General features: G+C 61.8%; 15 protein-coding genes. 14 read left to right on the top strand and 1 reads right to left on the bottom strand.

Annotated elements, in window-relative coordinates; genetic code table 11:
- Positions 1–20: 20 nt before the first annotated feature.
- From QFZ88_RS00130 to QFZ88_RS00195, 14 genes are all read left to right on the top strand, one after another.
- On the top strand, positions 21–176 hold the full coding sequence (locus QFZ88_RS00130; protein ID WP_161773102.1) for a hypothetical protein: 156 nt from the start codon (positions 21–23) through the stop codon (positions 174–176).
- Positions 173–1,093 carry an SMP-30/gluconolactonase/LRE family protein gene (locus QFZ88_RS00135; RefSeq protein WP_024922128.1) on the top strand — a complete coding sequence of 307 codons (921 nt, stop codon included), beginning with the start codon at positions 173–175 and terminating at the stop codon, positions 1,091–1,093. The genes QFZ88_RS00130 and QFZ88_RS00135 overlap by 4 nt, the downstream gene beginning before the upstream one ends.
- On the top strand, positions 1,090–1,875 hold the full coding sequence (locus QFZ88_RS00140) for an SDR family NAD(P)-dependent oxidoreductase (RefSeq protein WP_024922129.1): 786 nt from the start codon (positions 1,090–1,092) through the stop codon (positions 1,873–1,875). Before QFZ88_RS00135 ends, QFZ88_RS00140 begins: the two co-directional genes overlap by 4 nt.
- Positions 1,876–1,955: 80 nt before the next feature.
- A complete protein-coding gene (locus QFZ88_RS00145; RefSeq protein WP_024922130.1) occupies positions 1,956–3,203 on the top strand; it encodes an enolase C-terminal domain-like protein in 1,248 nt (415 codons plus the stop codon).
- 74 nt (positions 3,204–3,277) lie between these two features.
- On the top strand, positions 3,278–4,432 hold the full coding sequence (locus QFZ88_RS00150; protein WP_024922131.1) for a fumarylacetoacetate hydrolase family protein: 1,155 nt from the start codon (positions 3,278–3,280) through the stop codon (positions 4,430–4,432).
- Positions 4,433–4,746: 314 nt separating this feature from the next.
- On the top strand, positions 4,747–5,481 hold the full coding sequence (locus tag QFZ88_RS00155; RefSeq protein ID WP_373426362.1) for a FadR/GntR family transcriptional regulator: 735 nt from the start codon (positions 4,747–4,749) through the stop codon (positions 5,479–5,481).
- A gap of 3 nt (positions 5,482–5,484) precedes the next feature.
- Positions 5,485–6,684, top strand: a complete 1,200-nt coding sequence (locus QFZ88_RS00160; protein ID WP_036255042.1) for a mandelate racemase/muconate lactonizing enzyme family protein — start codon at positions 5,485–5,487, stop codon at positions 6,682–6,684.
- Between the two features lie 74 nt (positions 6,685–6,758).
- Positions 6,759–7,448: a GntR family transcriptional regulator gene (locus tag QFZ88_RS00165; RefSeq protein ID WP_024922133.1), complete on the top strand. Its 690-nt coding sequence runs from the start codon at positions 6,759–6,761 to the stop codon at positions 7,446–7,448.
- A 53-nt stretch (positions 7,449–7,501) separates the two neighbouring features.
- The gene (locus QFZ88_RS00170) at positions 7,502–8,476 is read left to right on the top strand and encodes a sugar ABC transporter substrate-binding protein (RefSeq protein WP_024922134.1); all 975 of its coding nucleotides are present in this window, start codon (positions 7,502–7,504) and stop codon (positions 8,474–8,476) included.
- Positions 8,477–8,540: 64 nt separating this feature from the next.
- Positions 8,541–9,524 carry an ABC transporter permease gene (locus QFZ88_RS00175; protein WP_024922135.1) on the top strand — a complete coding sequence of 328 codons (984 nt, stop codon included), beginning with the start codon at positions 8,541–8,543 and terminating at the stop codon, positions 9,522–9,524.
- Positions 9,521–10,252, top strand: a complete 732-nt coding sequence (locus QFZ88_RS00180) for an ATP-binding cassette domain-containing protein (protein ID WP_024922136.1) — start codon at positions 9,521–9,523, stop codon at positions 10,250–10,252. Before QFZ88_RS00175 ends, QFZ88_RS00180 begins: the two co-directional genes overlap by 4 nt.
- Before the next feature lie 7 nt (positions 10,253–10,259).
- Complete coding sequence (locus QFZ88_RS00185) at positions 10,260–11,015, top strand: SDR family oxidoreductase (RefSeq protein ID WP_024922137.1); 756 nt, start codon at positions 10,260–10,262, stop codon at positions 11,013–11,015.
- Complete coding sequence (locus QFZ88_RS00190) at positions 11,015–11,908, top strand: aldose 1-epimerase (protein ID WP_024922138.1); 894 nt, start codon at positions 11,015–11,017, stop codon at positions 11,906–11,908. Before QFZ88_RS00185 ends, QFZ88_RS00190 begins: the two co-directional genes overlap by 1 nt.
- 794 nt (positions 11,909–12,702) lie before the next feature.
- The gene (locus QFZ88_RS00195) at positions 12,703–12,858 is read left to right on the top strand and encodes a hypothetical protein (protein WP_161773103.1); all 156 of its coding nucleotides are present in this window, start codon (positions 12,703–12,705) and stop codon (positions 12,856–12,858) included.
- 671 nt (positions 12,859–13,529) lie between these two features.
- On the opposite strand, the gene QFZ88_RS00200 is transcribed toward QFZ88_RS00195, so the two are convergent.
- Positions 13,530–14,459: a nucleoside hydrolase gene (locus tag QFZ88_RS00200; RefSeq protein WP_036255041.1), complete on the bottom strand. Its 930-nt coding sequence runs from the start codon at positions 14,457–14,459 to the stop codon at positions 13,530–13,532.

Here is a 14,459-nt window from a genome sequence, read left to right on the forward strand (position 1 = left end):
AAATGGTCTGGGAGGACACAATGGCGCATCGCGACGGCCCACATCCCGTCACGGTTTTCGTTTCGGGTGCGACCGGCATCGATGATCTGCCGGTCGGCTTCCTGGCGGGCCAGGAGAAGGCATCCGGCAAGGCCGACGAAAGCATGTTCTCGATCGAAGCTTCGGTATCTCCATGAGCGTGGCGGTTTCCTTACTGTTCGATGCCAAGGATGTCGTCGGCGAGAGCATCATCTGGTCTGGTGAGGAAAAGGCGCTCTACTGGGTCGACATTGTCGGCCGGCGCATCCACCGGCTCGAACCGGCGAACGGCCGCCATGATGTCTGGCCAACGCCCGATTTCGTGACTTCCATCGGCATGCGGGCGAATGGCGGTTTCATCGTCGGCCTGCGCCGCAGCGTCTGCCTGTGGCGGCCGGGCGGCGCCTTCGAGGAATTCGCGGTGCCGGAACCTGACTTGCCCGACAACCGGCTCAATGAGGGGCGTGTCGCGCCGGACGGCACCTTCTGGGTGTCGACCATGCAGAGCAATCTCCATCCGGACGGTTCGCCCAAGGAGATGGACCGCAATGCCGGCGCCATCTACCGCATCGACCCGAACAGCGGCGTCTCGCAACTGACGCCGAACGAATACGGCATCACCAACACGATGGGGTGGACGCGGGACGGCCGCTTCTTCTTCGCCGACACGCTGGCGAACGAGATTTATCTCTTCGATTGTGCTGTCGCCACGGGAACGCTGGCCAACCGGCGCACCATCGTCGCCGGTTTCGCGCGCGGTTTTCCGGACGGTTCCTGCCTCGACGCCGAGGACCGGCTGTGGAACTGCCGCGTCGCCGGCGGGGCCGCTGTAGCGGGCTTCGATGTTGAAGGCGATCTTGTCGGTCTCGTCGAATTGCCGGCGAGCTGGCCGACGAGTTGCACCTTTGGCGGGCCCGATCTTTCGACGCTTTATGTCACTTCGGCGCGTTTCACCATGTCGGCCGCCCATCTCGACGCGCATCCATTGGAGGGCGGGCTCTTCGCCGTCGAGGGCGTCGGCCGCGGCGTCGCCGAGTCGAAGTTCGGGGCGCCTGATTGGAAAAAAACACAATGAACGAATTTGCCGGCAAGAGCATCGTCGTGACCGGCGGCAGCCTCGGCATGGGCCTTGCCTGTGCTCGTCGCTTCGCGGCTGGCGGCGGCAAGGTGCTGGTCGTCGCGAACGACAAGGCGTCGGTCGATGATGCGGTCAAGTCGATTGGCGATCATGCGGCGGGCTTCGTCGGCGACGTGCGCTCGAAGGACGACATGGCGGCGGCGGTGGCAATGGCGGTTTCGCACCATGGCGGCGTCGATGTGCTGGCCTGCTGCGCTGGCATCCAGCGCTATGGCACGGTGGTCGATACGCCGGAAGAGGTCTGGGACGACGTGCTCGACATCAACCTCAAGGGCATCTTTCTCGCCGCGAAATTCGCCATTCCAGAAATGAAGAAGCGTGGCGGCGGCGCGATTGTCGCCATCTCCTCCGTGCAGGCCTATGCCTCGCAGGCGGGCGTGGCCGCCTATACGGCGAGCAAGGGCGCCATCAACGCGCTGGTGCGCGCCATGGCGCTCGACCATGCGCCGGACAACATTACCGTGAATTCCGTCTGCCCGGCCTCGATCGACACGCCCATGCTGCACTGGGCGGCGGATATCTGGAAAGGCGACAACACCGCCGAGGCAACGCTGGATGCCTGGGGCAGGGGCCATCCGCTGGGTCGCGTCGGCAAGCCGGCCGAGGTCGCCGATCTGGTCGCCTTCCTTGCCAGCGACAAGGCCCGCTTCATCACCGGCGCCGACATCAAGATCGACGGCGGCGTGCTCGCCAAGCTCGGTATCGTGATTCCCGAGTGATTGGTCCGAGTGATCGGAAAATCCGCTATGAAACCGTTTCTCGATGTCTTCCCGATGATAGCCTTGCCTTGGAGCCTTCCATGAAGCGACCGAAAATCACCGATATCCGCGCGACCACCGTCACCGTTCCGCTGGAGGCGCCGCTGCGCCATTCCAACGGGGCGCATTGGGGGCGTTTCGTGCGCACCATCGTCGAGGTTGAGACCGATGTGGGCATTGTCGGCCTCGGCGAGATGGGCGGCGGTGGGGAGAGCGCGGAGGCAGCTTTCCGGGCGCTGAAACCCTATCTCGTCGGGCACGATCCGTTCGAGCTGGAAAATCTGCGCTTCATGATCTGCAACCCGACCGCCAGCCTCTACAACAACCGCACCCAGATGCATGCGGCGATCGAATTCGCCTGCCTCGACATCATGGGCAAGTTCCTCGGCGTGCCGGTCTACGACCTGCTCGGCGGCAAGATGCGGGAGATGGTGCCCTTCGCCAGCTACATGTTCTTCCGCCTGCCCAACAAGGATACCGGCGAGGGCGAGACGCGCACCGCCGACCAGCTCATCGAGCAGACGCTGGCGCTGAAGAAGAAGTGCGGCTTCACTTCGCATAAGCTGAAGAGTGGCGTCTTCCCGCCGGACTACGAGCTCGAGGTTTACCGCGCCTGGGCGAAGGCGCTTGGCTCCGACAGCGTGCGCTATGATCCCAACGCCGCCTTCACCGTGGAGGAGGCGATCCGCTTCGCCAAGGGCATCGAGGATCTCAACAACGACTATTACGAGGACCCGACCTGGGGCCTGAACGGCATGCGCAGGGTGCGCGAAAACACGACGATGCCACTGGCCACCAACACGGTCGTCATCAATTTCGAGCAGCTTGCCGCCAATGTGCTCAACCCCGCGGTCGACGTCATCCTGCTCGACACGACCTTCTGGGGCGGCATCAGGCCTTGCGTGAAAGCGGCGGGCGTCTGCGAGACCTTCCAGCTCGGCATCGCCGTGCATTCGTCCGGCGAACTCGGCATCCAGCTTGCCACCATGCTGCATCTCGGCGCGGTCGTGCCGAACCTCGTCTTCCATGCGGACGCGCACTACCACCAGCTCGTGGACGACATTATCGTCGGCGGGCCGATGCGCTACGAGAACGGTGCCATCAAGGTGCCGTCGGCACCTGGCCTCGGCGTCGAGATCGATCGCGACAAGCTCGGAAAATACGCGGACCTGTACAAGAGCCTCGGCGGCTATCCCTATGACCGCGACCCGGCGCGTCCCGGCTGGTTCGCCACGGTGCCGAACACCCGATGGGCTGATCCAAACGATAATCGTGTTGTCGACTACTAGACTCATCCCCGCGCGTATACGCATTTGCACATACGCGGAAATTCGACCGCAAATGCAAAACCGGAGTGCCGGACGTGACAGCTGGACATGACACATTCAAGACCGGCATCTTTCTGGGACGCGTCTGGGACCCCGCCAAGGCCGGTCCATGCCTTGTCGTGGTGCGTGACGGCAAGCTGATCGACATCACTTCGAAAACCACGCCGACGATGCGCGATCTGCTCGAACGCGAGGATGCGGCCGACTATGCGGTACGCGCCGACGGCCCGGTGCTGGCAACGCTGGAGGCGCTGCTTTCGCAGACCGCCGAGGGTCAGGATCCGCAGGCCATGCACCTGTTGGCCCCCAACGATCTTCAGGCGGTCAAGGCGTGCGGTGTGACCTTTGCGCGATCGATGATCGAACGCGTCATCGAGGAGCGCGCCGCCGGTAACCCGGACCTTGCCGTCAAGATGAGAGAAAAAGTCGTCGCCATCGTCGGCGACAGCCTGCGCAACCTGAAGGCGGGCTCGCCGCAAGCTGCCAAGGTCAAGGAAGCGCTGATCGAAGTGGGCGTGTGGTCGCAATATCTTGAAGTCGGCATCGGCCCGGACGCCGAGGTGTTCTCGAAGGCGCAGGTGCTGTCCTCGGTTGGCCATGGGGCGGATGTCGGCCTGCATCCGATATCGAAGTGGAACAACCCAGAGCCGGAAATCGTGCTGGTCGTGAGTTCCGCCGGCAAGGTGGTGGGCGCGACGCTCGGCAACGATGTCAATCTGCGCGACGTCGAGGGGCGGTCCGCCCTGCTGCTCGGCAAGGCCAAGGACAACAACGCGTCCTGCTCGATCGGGCCGTTTATCCGCCTGTTCGATGCGACCTATTCCATTGACGATGTGCGCAACGCCGAGCTCCGGCTAAAAGTCGTCGGCGACGACGGTTTCGTGCTCGATGGTCGAAGCTCGATGAAGGAAATCAGCCGCGATCCGCTCGACCTCGTCTCGCAGACGATCGGCCGCCACCATCAATATCCCGACGGGTTGGTGTTGTTCATGGGCACGCTGTTCGCGCCGACCGAGGATCGCGACACGCCGGGACAAGGGTTCACGCACAAGATCGGCGACAGGGTCACCATTTCGAACGACGAGCTTGGCTCGCTGACCAACCGCGTGAAATTGTCGACGGATTGCCCACCCTGGGTGTTCGGCACTTCGCATCTGATGCGGAACCTGGCGGCACGGAAATTACTCTGACGCCTGGTTCCGGTACGCGTGCCATCAACCGGCCGCAGTCGATGCTGCGACCGGATCTGTCTTGTTTCGGCAACGCAGGGAACTGAGCAGATTTCGTTCGCCTGACATAGCGTATGCCGGCTGATGCTAGAAGCCCAGCGTCGTTGCGCCGGTGTGCCTGCCGATTGCCAAGCCGCGGAAGCGGTTGGCGCTGATATCTGCCCCTCCAAAAGAATAGCGGCCGCGTTCGCTCTGCGATGCCCTCGATAGGCGTTGACAAGAGGAAAATGCATATCTATCGATAGGTATAACAAGACCTGTATGATAGGTATGTCATGGAGACGGTTTCAACGATGCAGGCTCCGGCGGATCAAGTTCCGGAAGGCGAGGGGCTGCTCGATCGCGTGATGACGGCCGTGCAGACCCATATTCGCGAGAACGGCCTTCAGGTGGGCGATGAACTGCCAAGCGAAGGCGCCTTTTCCGAGCTGACCGGCACCTCGCGCACCATCGTTCGCGAGGCCTATCGTTCGCTTGCAGCACTGACCCTGATCGACATTGGCAACGGCCGCCGTGCCCGCGTCGCGGCGCCAAGGGCAGACGTGCTGGCGATCATCACCGACCACGCCGTCCATACCAATCAGGCGACCATCCAGCAGATCTTCGATGTCCGGCGCACGGTCGAGCGGCGCACGGTGGCGCTTGCCGCCTTGCGGCGCACGGACAGGGAGGCGGCCGAGATATTGAACCTCGCCGAGGCCATGCAGCGCGATTTTCATGAGCCCGTGAAGGTGATGGAGCACGACATCGCCTTCCACGAGGCCATCGGCCTGGCGTCGAAAAATCCCATGTTCGCGATGATCGTCGGTTCCTTCCATGTCGTGACGCGCCATACCTGGCCGATCGGCTGGGCAAGCCGCGCCAGCAACGAGACGCGGCAGGAAAGCGTCGACACGCATCTGGCGATCGCCCAGGCCATCGCCAATGGCGACCCCGCCAAGGGGGAGGCCGCCATGGTCGAGCATTTCGACCTGACCGTTAAAGCGCTGCTGGCCGCTGGAGTGTACTGATCGATGAAGATCACCGCGTTCGAAACAATCCGGGTCACCGAATTCCCGAACATCCTGTGGGTACGTGTTCATACCGATGAAGGCATCGCAGGCCTGGGCGAGACCTTCTTCATGGCCGAGACGGTCGAGGCCTATATCCACGAAGTTGCGGCACCCAAGCTGCTCGGGCGCGACCCGTTGGAAATCGACAAGATTTCCAAGGACCTCAACGGTTATCTCGGCTTCCGTTCGACGGGCGCGGAAATGCGCGGCAATTCCGCCATCGACATCGCGCTCTGGGATCTTTTCGGCAAGGTGACCAATCTGCCGATTGCTCAACTGCTCGGCGGTTTCTCGCGCCGAGAGATCCGCACCTACAACACCTGCGCCGGCAACACCTACATGCGCCAGGCCAAGGGCCAGCAGACGGCCAATTATGGCCTCGGCGAACGGGGCAGGGACTATGACGACCTGAACGGGTTCCTCGAGCGAGCCGACGAACTGGCCGAAGACCTGTTGGCCAGCGGCATCACGGCGATGAAGATCTGGCCGTTCGACATCGCGGCCGAAAAGAGCGGCGGCCAGTACATTTCCGGGCGGGACCTGCGCAAGGCGCTCGAGCCTTTCGAGAAGATCCGCAAGCGGGTCGGCGACAAGATCGACATCATGGTCGAGTTCCACTCGATGTGGCAGCTGACGCCGGCTATCCAGATCGCGCGGGCGCTCGAGCCATACGCCACCTTCTGGCACGAAGACCCGATCAAGATGGACTCGCTGTCGAGCCTGAAACGCTATGCGGCCGCCAGCCGCGCGCCGCTCTGCGCCTCCGAGACGCTGGCGACACGCTGGGCTTTTCGCGACCTGATGGAAACGGATGCGGCCGGCGTGGTGATGCTCGACCTTTCGTGGTGCGGCGGCATATCGGAGGCCAAGAAGATCGCCACGATGGCGGAGACCTGGCACCTGCCGGTCGCGCCGCATGACTGCACCGGCCCGGTCGTGCTTTCAGCGTCGACGCACCTGTCCCTGAATGCGCCGAATGCGCTCGTTCAGGAAAGCGTGCGTGCCTATTACAAGACCTGGTACGCCGACCTCACCACGCAATTGCCGACCGTCACGGACGGCATGATCACCGTTCCGCCAGGCCCGGGCCACGGCGTCGAGCTTGCCGAGGATCTGGATCGGAAATTCACCGTCTGCCGCCGTTCGTCCAAGGCCAATTGATGGTGAAACGAAGAAACAATTTGACTTGTATGGTAGTATGCTAGATTAATTTCTGACCCTGGGAGGAGGGCAGTATGCAGATCACCAACGTACCCGCCGGCATTTCCCCGGCGGAAACGGTCGGCCCGCAGATCTATCGTCTGCTGCGCCGGCAGATCATCCAGGCGGAGCTTCTTCCGGGCGAACGCCTTTCCGAATCCGAAGTCGCCAAAACCCTCTCCGTCAGCCGTCAGCCGGTGCGCGAGGCGTTCATCAAGCTTTCCGAGGAAGGCCTCGTGCAGGTTCTGCCTCAACGCGGCACCTTCGTGACCAAGATTTCAGTGGCCGCCGTGATGGACGCCCGCTTCGTGCGCGAGGCGATAGAGGCTGACATCGTGCGTCTGGTCGCCGAAAACAACGCCGCCAGCGCGATCGAGGAGTTGCGCGAGCAGATCGCTCTGCAGAAGCAGGTTCCGCACAATGACCGGGCTGCCTTCCTGCGCCTCGACGAGCGCTTCCATCGCACGCTCGCGGCATCGGCCGGCAAGAGCTACGCCTGGAATGTCATCGAAAGCGTCAAGGCGCAGATGGACCGCGTGCGGTTCCTGTCCGTCGACGACATGCATGTCAGCCGGCTGATCGACCAGCATGAACGCATCGTCGAGGCGATCGCGACCGGCGACCAGGCGGACGCCGAGAAGGCCATGCGCCTGCATCTGCGTGAAATTCTGAACTCGCTGCCGGAAATCGCCAGCAGCAGAGCCGGACTGTTCGACCGAAGCTAAACGGGAGCAGCGCGGGAACACCCAACAATAACAACACGTCAACGGAGGAAAACATGCTCAAGAAGTTCTTGGCCACCACCGCACTCGGCCTGTCGCTGATGGCATCGCCGGCCGGCGCCGAAGGTCTCAATATCGTATTCATCAGCCATTCGTCGGCGTCTAACACCTTCTGGCAGTCGGTCAAGAAGGGTTTTGACGATGCCTGCGCCAAGGTCAGCGCCACGTGCCAGCTGGTTCTCACCCAGCAGGAAGGCTCGGTCGAGCAGGCGGTGGCCAATCTGCAGGCCGCGATCGCTTCCAAACCGGACGCGATCTTTGTCGCCATCGTCGATGACAAGGCCTACGACAACGCCATCAAGGAAGCGACGGATGCCGGTATTCTCGTGCTGGCGGTCAATGTCGACGACAGCCAGGGCGCCAAGGGCAATGCCCGCAAGGCTTTCATAGGCCAGGGCTTTGTTGCCGCCGGCTATGCGCTGGCCAAGGCCCAGTCCGAGAATTTCCCGAAGGAAGGCCCGCTCAACCTGCTGGTTGGCGTCAACGCTCCGGGCCAGACCTGGTCCGAGCAGCGGGCAGGCGGCGTGAAAAAATTCCTGGAGGAATACAAGGCCGAGCACAAGGATCGCGAGATCAACATCACGCGCATCGATTCCGCCACCGATCTTGCCCTCACCGCCGACCGTATCGGCGCCTACCTGAACGCCAATCCCAACACGACGGCCTATTTCGATACCGGCTACTGGGAGGCCAGTGTCGCCAAGGTGCTCAAGGATCGCGGCGTCGCGCCCGGCAAGGTGCTTCTCGGCGGCTTCGATCTGGTGCCCGAGGTGCTTCAGCAGATGCAGGCCGGCTATGTCCAGGTCCAGGTCGACCAGCAGCCCTACATGCAGGGCTTCATGCCGGTCATGGAAACCTATCTCTACAAGACCGCCGGCCTGACCCCGGCCGACATCGACACCGGGCAGGGCATTGTCACGCCGAAGGATGTGCCGGCGATCATGGAAATGTCCAAGAAGGGTCTGCGCTGATCTTCCGATGTTCTCAGGCGCCCTGCCCGGTTTGGCAGGGCGCCAGGCAATGAGTGTGAGCCTTATGAAGCGGTTTTTGAAAATCTATCTCGACAAGCCCGAACTTGCCGGCCTTGCGCTGCTCGTCATCCTGATCGCGGTTTTCCAGATCAAGTCGAACGGCATCCTGCTGTCCATGGAAAACATCCGGGGCGTCATGGGCCTGCTGCCGGAAATGGCGCTGGTGGCCATCGGCGTGACGATCCTGATGATCTGCGGCGAATTCGACCTTTCGGTGGGTTCGGTCTTCGCGCTGATGCCGATGAGCATAGCGGTGATGCTGAACGACGGAGTTCCCTTTCCGGTGGCTCTGTTGCTGGGGTTGATGATCTGTGCCGCGATCGGGTTCATCAACGGCTACATCACGCTGCAATTCGCCATACCGAGCTTCATCACGACGCTCGGCATGCTGTTCATCGCGCGCTCGCTCACCATCGTGATTTCGGGCGGCTTCCCGCCGCTGTTGCCCGACAACCTGCCGACCTGGCTGTTTACCGACTATATCTGGCAGGGTTCGATTTTGCGGATGTCCTTCATCTGGTTCGTGGCCATCGCCGCCCTTGCCACGGCGCTTCTGTCGCTGACGAATTTCGGCAACTGGATCCGCGCCACCGGCGGCTTCAACGAGGCGGCTTCCTCGATGGGCATTCCGGTCAAGCGCGTGAAGATCATCTGCTTCATGCTGTGTTCGATGCTTGCCGGTTTTGCCGGCCTGTTGCAGGTGTTGCGCCTCGGCTCGCCCCTGCCGTCGATCGGCGAAGGGCTGGAGCTGCAGGCCGTGGCCGCCGCGGTCATCGGCGGCACAGCGCTTGCCGGCGGCATCGGCACGGTGTTCGGCGCCATCATCGGCACGCTGCTCATTCGCACCATCGACAACGGCCTGGTTCTGTCGCGCGTCGATGCCAACTGGTTCAAGTTCGCGATCGGCCTGCTCACCATGTTCGCGGTCATCGCCAACGCCTGGATGGCCAGGATCTCCCGCAAGATCAAGGTGGAGGTGCGCAAGTGACGACGCCGATCATCGAATGCCGCAACCTTCAGAAATGGTACAGCGGCGTCCACGCGCTCAAGAACGTTTCGCTGACGATCCATCCTGGAGAAACCGTCGGCCTTGTCGGCGACAACGGTGCCGGCAAATCCACCCTCATCAAGATCCTGTCCGGGGTCCACCGCCAGGATGCGGGCGAAATCCTGATCGAGGGCAAGGAGGTTCACCTTCGCTCGCCGAAGGATGCCATGCATCACGGCCTGGAGACGATCTACCAGTACAATTCGATGGTTCCGACCATGTCCATCGCCCGCAACCTGTTCATCGGCCGCGAGCCGTTGAAATGGAAGCTTGGCGGCTTTGGCCTCATGGACCAGAAGCGGATGCGCGCGGAAAGCGTCCAGGCCATCGCCGACGTCGATCTGCATCTGCGGTCGCCGGATGCCCTGGTCGGCGAACTGTCGGGCGGTCAGCGGCAGGGCGTGGCGATCGCACGCGCCATGCACTTCAAGTCGAAGGTGCTGATCCTGGATGAGCCGACCAATCACCTGTCGGTGAAGGAAACCAACAAGGTCATCGGTTTCGTGCGCGGGCTGAAGGCGCAGGGGCTGACCGGCGTCTTCATCTCGCACAACATGCAGCACGTGTTCCAGTCTTGCGACCGGATCGTGGCGATGGCGCGCGGCGAGATCGTTTTCGATCGGCCGACCGCCGAAACCTCCATCGATGAAGTCCACGAGCTTCTGTGAGAGCGCCATGACGACACTTGCCGGGAAAAACGTGCTTCTCACCGGGGCTTTGGGAACGCTGGGGCGTGCCCAGGCCGATATTCTCGCCAAGGCCGGGACCAACCTCTTCCTGCTCGACCGGCCGGACGCCGAGGGCGGCGAGGCGTTCGCCGCCGGGATTGCTGCGAAGCACGGCGTGGCGTCTTCCTATGTCGGCCAGGATCTCAACGACCTTTCCGGCACGCAGGCGCGGGGGGAAGCGCTGTCGGAAAGCTCGGGCGGCATCGATATCCTCATCAACAATGCGGCCCTGATCATCAACAAGCCGTTCGAGGCCTTCTCGCTTGAGGAATACGAAGACCAGTTGCGGGTGAATTCAGCCGCGGCATTCGCGCTGACACGCGCGGTGGCGGCTCAGATGAAGCAAAAGCGTTATGGCAAGATCGTCAATTTCTGTTCGGTGACGCTGAATGGCCGCTGGGATGGCTATGTGCCTTACGTCGCTTCCAAGGGCGCCATGCTCGGCCTGACCAAGACGCTGGCCCGTGAACTCGGCGCGCACGGGGTGCGCGTCAACGCCGTCTCGCCGGGCGCGGTGGTCTCGGACGCCGAACGGCGGGTCTTCGCCGACCGGTTGCAGGAGTACAATGACTGGATCCTCGAAAATCAGTGCCTGAAATCGCGGATCGAGCCAAGGCACGTTGCCGAGCTCGTCCTGTTCCTGGTTTCGCCCGCCTCCGACATGATCACCGGCCAGAACATCCATGTCGACGGCGGCTGGTGATGGCGCCACTCGGCCTGTCCAATGCGGTCGCCAGGATTACCGTCAGGCCGGATCTGGGGGCGGGGCTGACGTCCTTCGATGTGATGCACAAAGGCGGCTGGACGCCGGTGTTTCGTTCGGTCGACCCTGAAACCGAACAGCCGTTCGGCCTGTCGAACATCCTGCTGATCCCGTTCTCGGGGCGCGTCTCGGGCGGCGGTTTTGCCTTCGATGGCACGTTTCATCCGGTCGAGCGCAACATGCCGACGGAAAAATACCCCATCCATGGCAGCGGATTCTCCTCGGTCTGGACAGTCACCGAAAAGACGAACGAGACCGTTCTACTGACTCTCGAAGGGAAGGGGCCGGGACCATTCCGCTACGATGCCTCGATGACCTACCGGTTGGAGGGAACAACCCTCGTGATGGAGCTCACTGCTACGAACAGGGCAGGGATCGCCTTGCCCTATGGCTTGGGATTCCACCCGTGGTTCGTACGGGACCGCAACACCTGTCTCACCGCCAGTTCCGACCTAGCCTGGTTGGAACATACCGACCACCTGCCGCGATCGGTCGAAGCTGTTGCCGATCATCCGGAACTGGATTTCAACACGCTACGGAAACTGCCGTCGTCCTGGGTCAACAACTGGTTCGCCGGCTGGGATCGCAATGCTCGTATCGATTGGCCGGATCGCGGCCTGTCGGTGATCATCGAGGCGAGCGAACATCTGGATCAATACGTGCTGTTTTCTCCGTCGGGCGACGCCGATTTCTTCTGTTTCGAACCGGTCTCGCACCCCGTCGATGCGTTCAACCTGCCGGAAGGACCGATCGCGCACGGCATGACAAGGCTGGAGCCCGGAGCCGAAATGCGCGCCAGCGCCAGGTTTTCGGTACGCGCGACGGATGCGTGAATTGTCGGTCAGCGAGGCTTTCTAGGGTGCTAGATACCCTGTGATAAGTCGCAAACCGGTAGCTGCCTACCCACTATGTATTTGGACGAACACATCGGTCGGATAGTTACTACGTTCAATAACCGCATGTCGGTGCAACGGCGGACCGAATAGCCCCGCACGCAGGGGGAAGGCCGACCGCCGTGGAAAAGCTGAAGAACCGGCATCCGGCTGCTAGAATTGGCCTGCAATCCCAGCCAGCCGTTCGTAAAACAGTCTGCGGATCAGAAGAAGCGACTGATGTTCTGGCACCGCCGAACTGCCAATGGGGCTGTTGCGAGGTGTGAGATGTCTTCCGATAACCGTTGATTCGTGTTGCGGAAACAATCGCGACAACAAGGATGGAAGAAGCGCGAGGGCCAATTTGTGCATTAGGCATCCAGTTTGGCTGGGGAACCTGGATTCCCAGTCAGGCAAATCTCGCATCTCTGCTAGATCATTGATCTTGCTTGGAAATTTGTTCTATCGAAGCCGCTTTGCCACAATTTGTGCATCACCTGTGTGCCCAGATATGCGGGCGACGTCAAGGCTAGTGTCTGGCCATTTTACTGCGAGTAAAAATGCCGCCGGGCAAAGTTTGCCCAAGTCAGCAGTGACATGGTGGACATTCCTTCTGGCAGAGCGATGGATGTCGGCTTTGCGCCCTCATTCCGGCCGTTGACGTAGTCTCTGCCGCGACATCAAAGCTGACATCGTCCGCGATAGTGCTGGCAATCTATTTGCTGGCGAACGACAATGTTTCAGATGGAGGACGAATGCCCAAGGTCAAGCGTGAGAGCGCACTCGACAAGGAGCGCGCCAAAACAGAGAAGCTCCTCAAAAAAGTTGGATACACAGCCTTGAAGGAGGCCGGTGTGGTATCCATGCGACCCGACCTCCCAAATCTAAAGATTGAAAAACGAGAGAAATAGCGCGGTCACTCACTCCGGACAGCAATGCGCCGTCGTTTCGGCCGTAGAGATCGGCCTCGCAGCTTCCTGAACGCAGACCTTGGCGGTGATTCCGCTGGACGTCGCGGTCGCGCCGGAATCGGCAGTCGGTGGGCATACTCATAAACAGCTCGATCCGTGTCTATCCGAGACATCAGGCCGGCCGCTAAGATCTCGAAGGTTTTCGCCTACCAGGCCAAGCCGCGGGCTACCAGTGTTGCAGCGAGAAGCTCATTCCCGTCGACGGGCGCATACTCAGGTTCATCGATTCCGGCCCGGATGATGAATAGTTCCCTCCCGGATCACCGACATTGGGCACGTGACCGAGCCTAACATCCGGTTTTCCTTTTGCGCGTCGTTCCTGCGTTGAACCAACGGCCCATCCAGCCATCACGATCACGGCAGGGTTGGACTTAGAGTGAATGTACTTCGTGCTCCTGTGGCGCCGATGATTGAGGCATCTTTACCCATTCCCGAGCTGACAAACCGAAAAAGGATCTGCACGTGTTCCCCCTGGCGTCACCGGCAAGGCTTGCGCATCACGCGACCGCAACACAGCTTGTGACGCGCGGCAGACATCCATAGGGGCGGCTCTCACAAACGAGGGAGGGGACTGCCCAGCCTCCCCTTCCTCACTATTTGAAGTGCAACCTTCAATCTCTCAAAAGATCGAACATCAACTTGAAGAAGCGGTCGGCATCGACGTCGTAGGCAATCCTGGCGTTGTCTTTCTCGCCGCGCTCGCCCCAGAAGTCGGCGACGGTTGCGCCGAAGGTATGGGTGCCGGTCAGGTCGACGGCGATATGGGCCGGCCGGGTCTTGACCAGTGTGGGATCGATGGCCAGCGCCAGCGCTAGCGGGTCGTGCATAGCGCCGCCGACGCCCATCGAGTTGCGATGCAGCTTCTCGTAGAACAGCAGCCAGTCGTTGACGAGCTTGCCCAGCGGCGTGTCGATGGTGGCGAGTTCGGCATATTGCGCCTTCTCGACCAGCACCCGCATGGTCACGTCGAGGCCGACCATGAGGATCGGCACGCCGGAATCGAGCACGATCTTCAGCGCTTCGGGATCGCAGAAGGCGTTGAACTCGGTCGGCGTGATGATCTCGCTCTTGCGGTAGAACACGCCGCCCATCCAGATCAGTTCCTTGATCTTGGGCAGCACCTCGGGGTGCTTGAGGATCAATAGGCCGATGTTGCAGAGCGGTCCGGTGGCGACCACGAGCAGCGGCTCGGGCGAGGCCAGAAGCTTGTCGGCAAGGAAGTCGACCGCATGCTGATCGACCGGCTTGATGGTCGCCTGCGGCAGGTAGGGCGAACCTTCGAGGCCACTCGGACCGTCGGCGGTGCCGAGCACCAGCGGTCGCGCCAGCGGGCGGTGGCAGCCGGCAGCGACTGGCACGTCGCCGGCGCCGATGTATTCGAGGATGCGCAAGGCGTTGGTCGTCGTCTTTTCCAGCTCGGCATTGCCGCAGGTGGTGGTGACGCCGAGCAGTTCGATGGCTGGCGAGCGATGCGCCATGACCAGGGCGATGGCGTCGTCGTGGCCGGGGTCGCAGTCGAAGAGGATGGGTGTAGGTTTCAT

The organism is Mesorhizobium sp. YL-MeA3-2017, assembly GCF_030814575.1.
GTDB classification, from domain to species: Bacteria; Pseudomonadota; Alphaproteobacteria; order Rhizobiales; family Rhizobiaceae; genus Mesorhizobium; species Mesorhizobium terrae.

What these genes read in the sequence shown, in the direction of transcription:
- QFZ88_RS00135 (WP_024922128.1), top strand. Translation starts at nt 173, where the DNA reads ATGAGCGTGGCGGTTTCCTTACTGTTCGATGCCAAGGATGTCGTCGGC.
- QFZ88_RS00160 (WP_036255042.1), top strand. Translation starts at nt 5,485, where the DNA reads ATGAAGATCACCGCGTTCGAAACAATCCGGGTCACCGAATTCCCGAAC.
- QFZ88_RS00175 (WP_024922135.1), top strand. Translation starts at nt 8,541, where the DNA reads ATGAAGCGGTTTTTGAAAATCTATCTCGACAAGCCCGAACTTGCCGGC.
- QFZ88_RS00190 (WP_024922138.1), top strand. Translation starts at nt 11,015, where the DNA reads ATGGCGCCACTCGGCCTGTCCAATGCGGTCGCCAGGATTACCGTCAGG.
- QFZ88_RS00170 (WP_024922134.1), top strand. Translation starts at nt 7,502, where the DNA reads ATGCTCAAGAAGTTCTTGGCCACCACCGCACTCGGCCTGTCGCTGATG.
- QFZ88_RS00130 (WP_161773102.1), top strand. Translation starts at nt 21, where the DNA reads ATGGCGCATCGCGACGGCCCACATCCCGTCACGGTTTTCGTTTCGGGT.
- QFZ88_RS00165 (WP_024922133.1), top strand. Translation starts at nt 6,759, where the DNA reads ATGCAGATCACCAACGTACCCGCCGGCATTTCCCCGGCGGAAACGGTC.
- QFZ88_RS00195 (WP_161773103.1), top strand. Translation starts at nt 12,703, where the DNA reads ATGCCCAAGGTCAAGCGTGAGAGCGCACTCGACAAGGAGCGCGCCAAA.
- QFZ88_RS00200 (WP_036255041.1), bottom strand. Translation starts at nt 14,459, where the DNA reads ATGAAACCTACACCCATCCTCTTCGACTGCGACCCCGGCCACGACGAC.
- QFZ88_RS00155 (WP_373426362.1), top strand. Translation starts at nt 4,747, where the DNA reads ATGGAGACGGTTTCAACGATGCAGGCTCCGGCGGATCAAGTTCCGGAA.
- QFZ88_RS00145 (WP_024922130.1), top strand. Translation starts at nt 1,956, where the DNA reads ATGAAGCGACCGAAAATCACCGATATCCGCGCGACCACCGTCACCGTT.
- QFZ88_RS00185 (WP_024922137.1), top strand. Translation starts at nt 10,260, where the DNA reads ATGACGACACTTGCCGGGAAAAACGTGCTTCTCACCGGGGCTTTGGGA.
- QFZ88_RS00140 (WP_024922129.1), top strand. Translation starts at nt 1,090, where the DNA reads ATGAACGAATTTGCCGGCAAGAGCATCGTCGTGACCGGCGGCAGCCTC.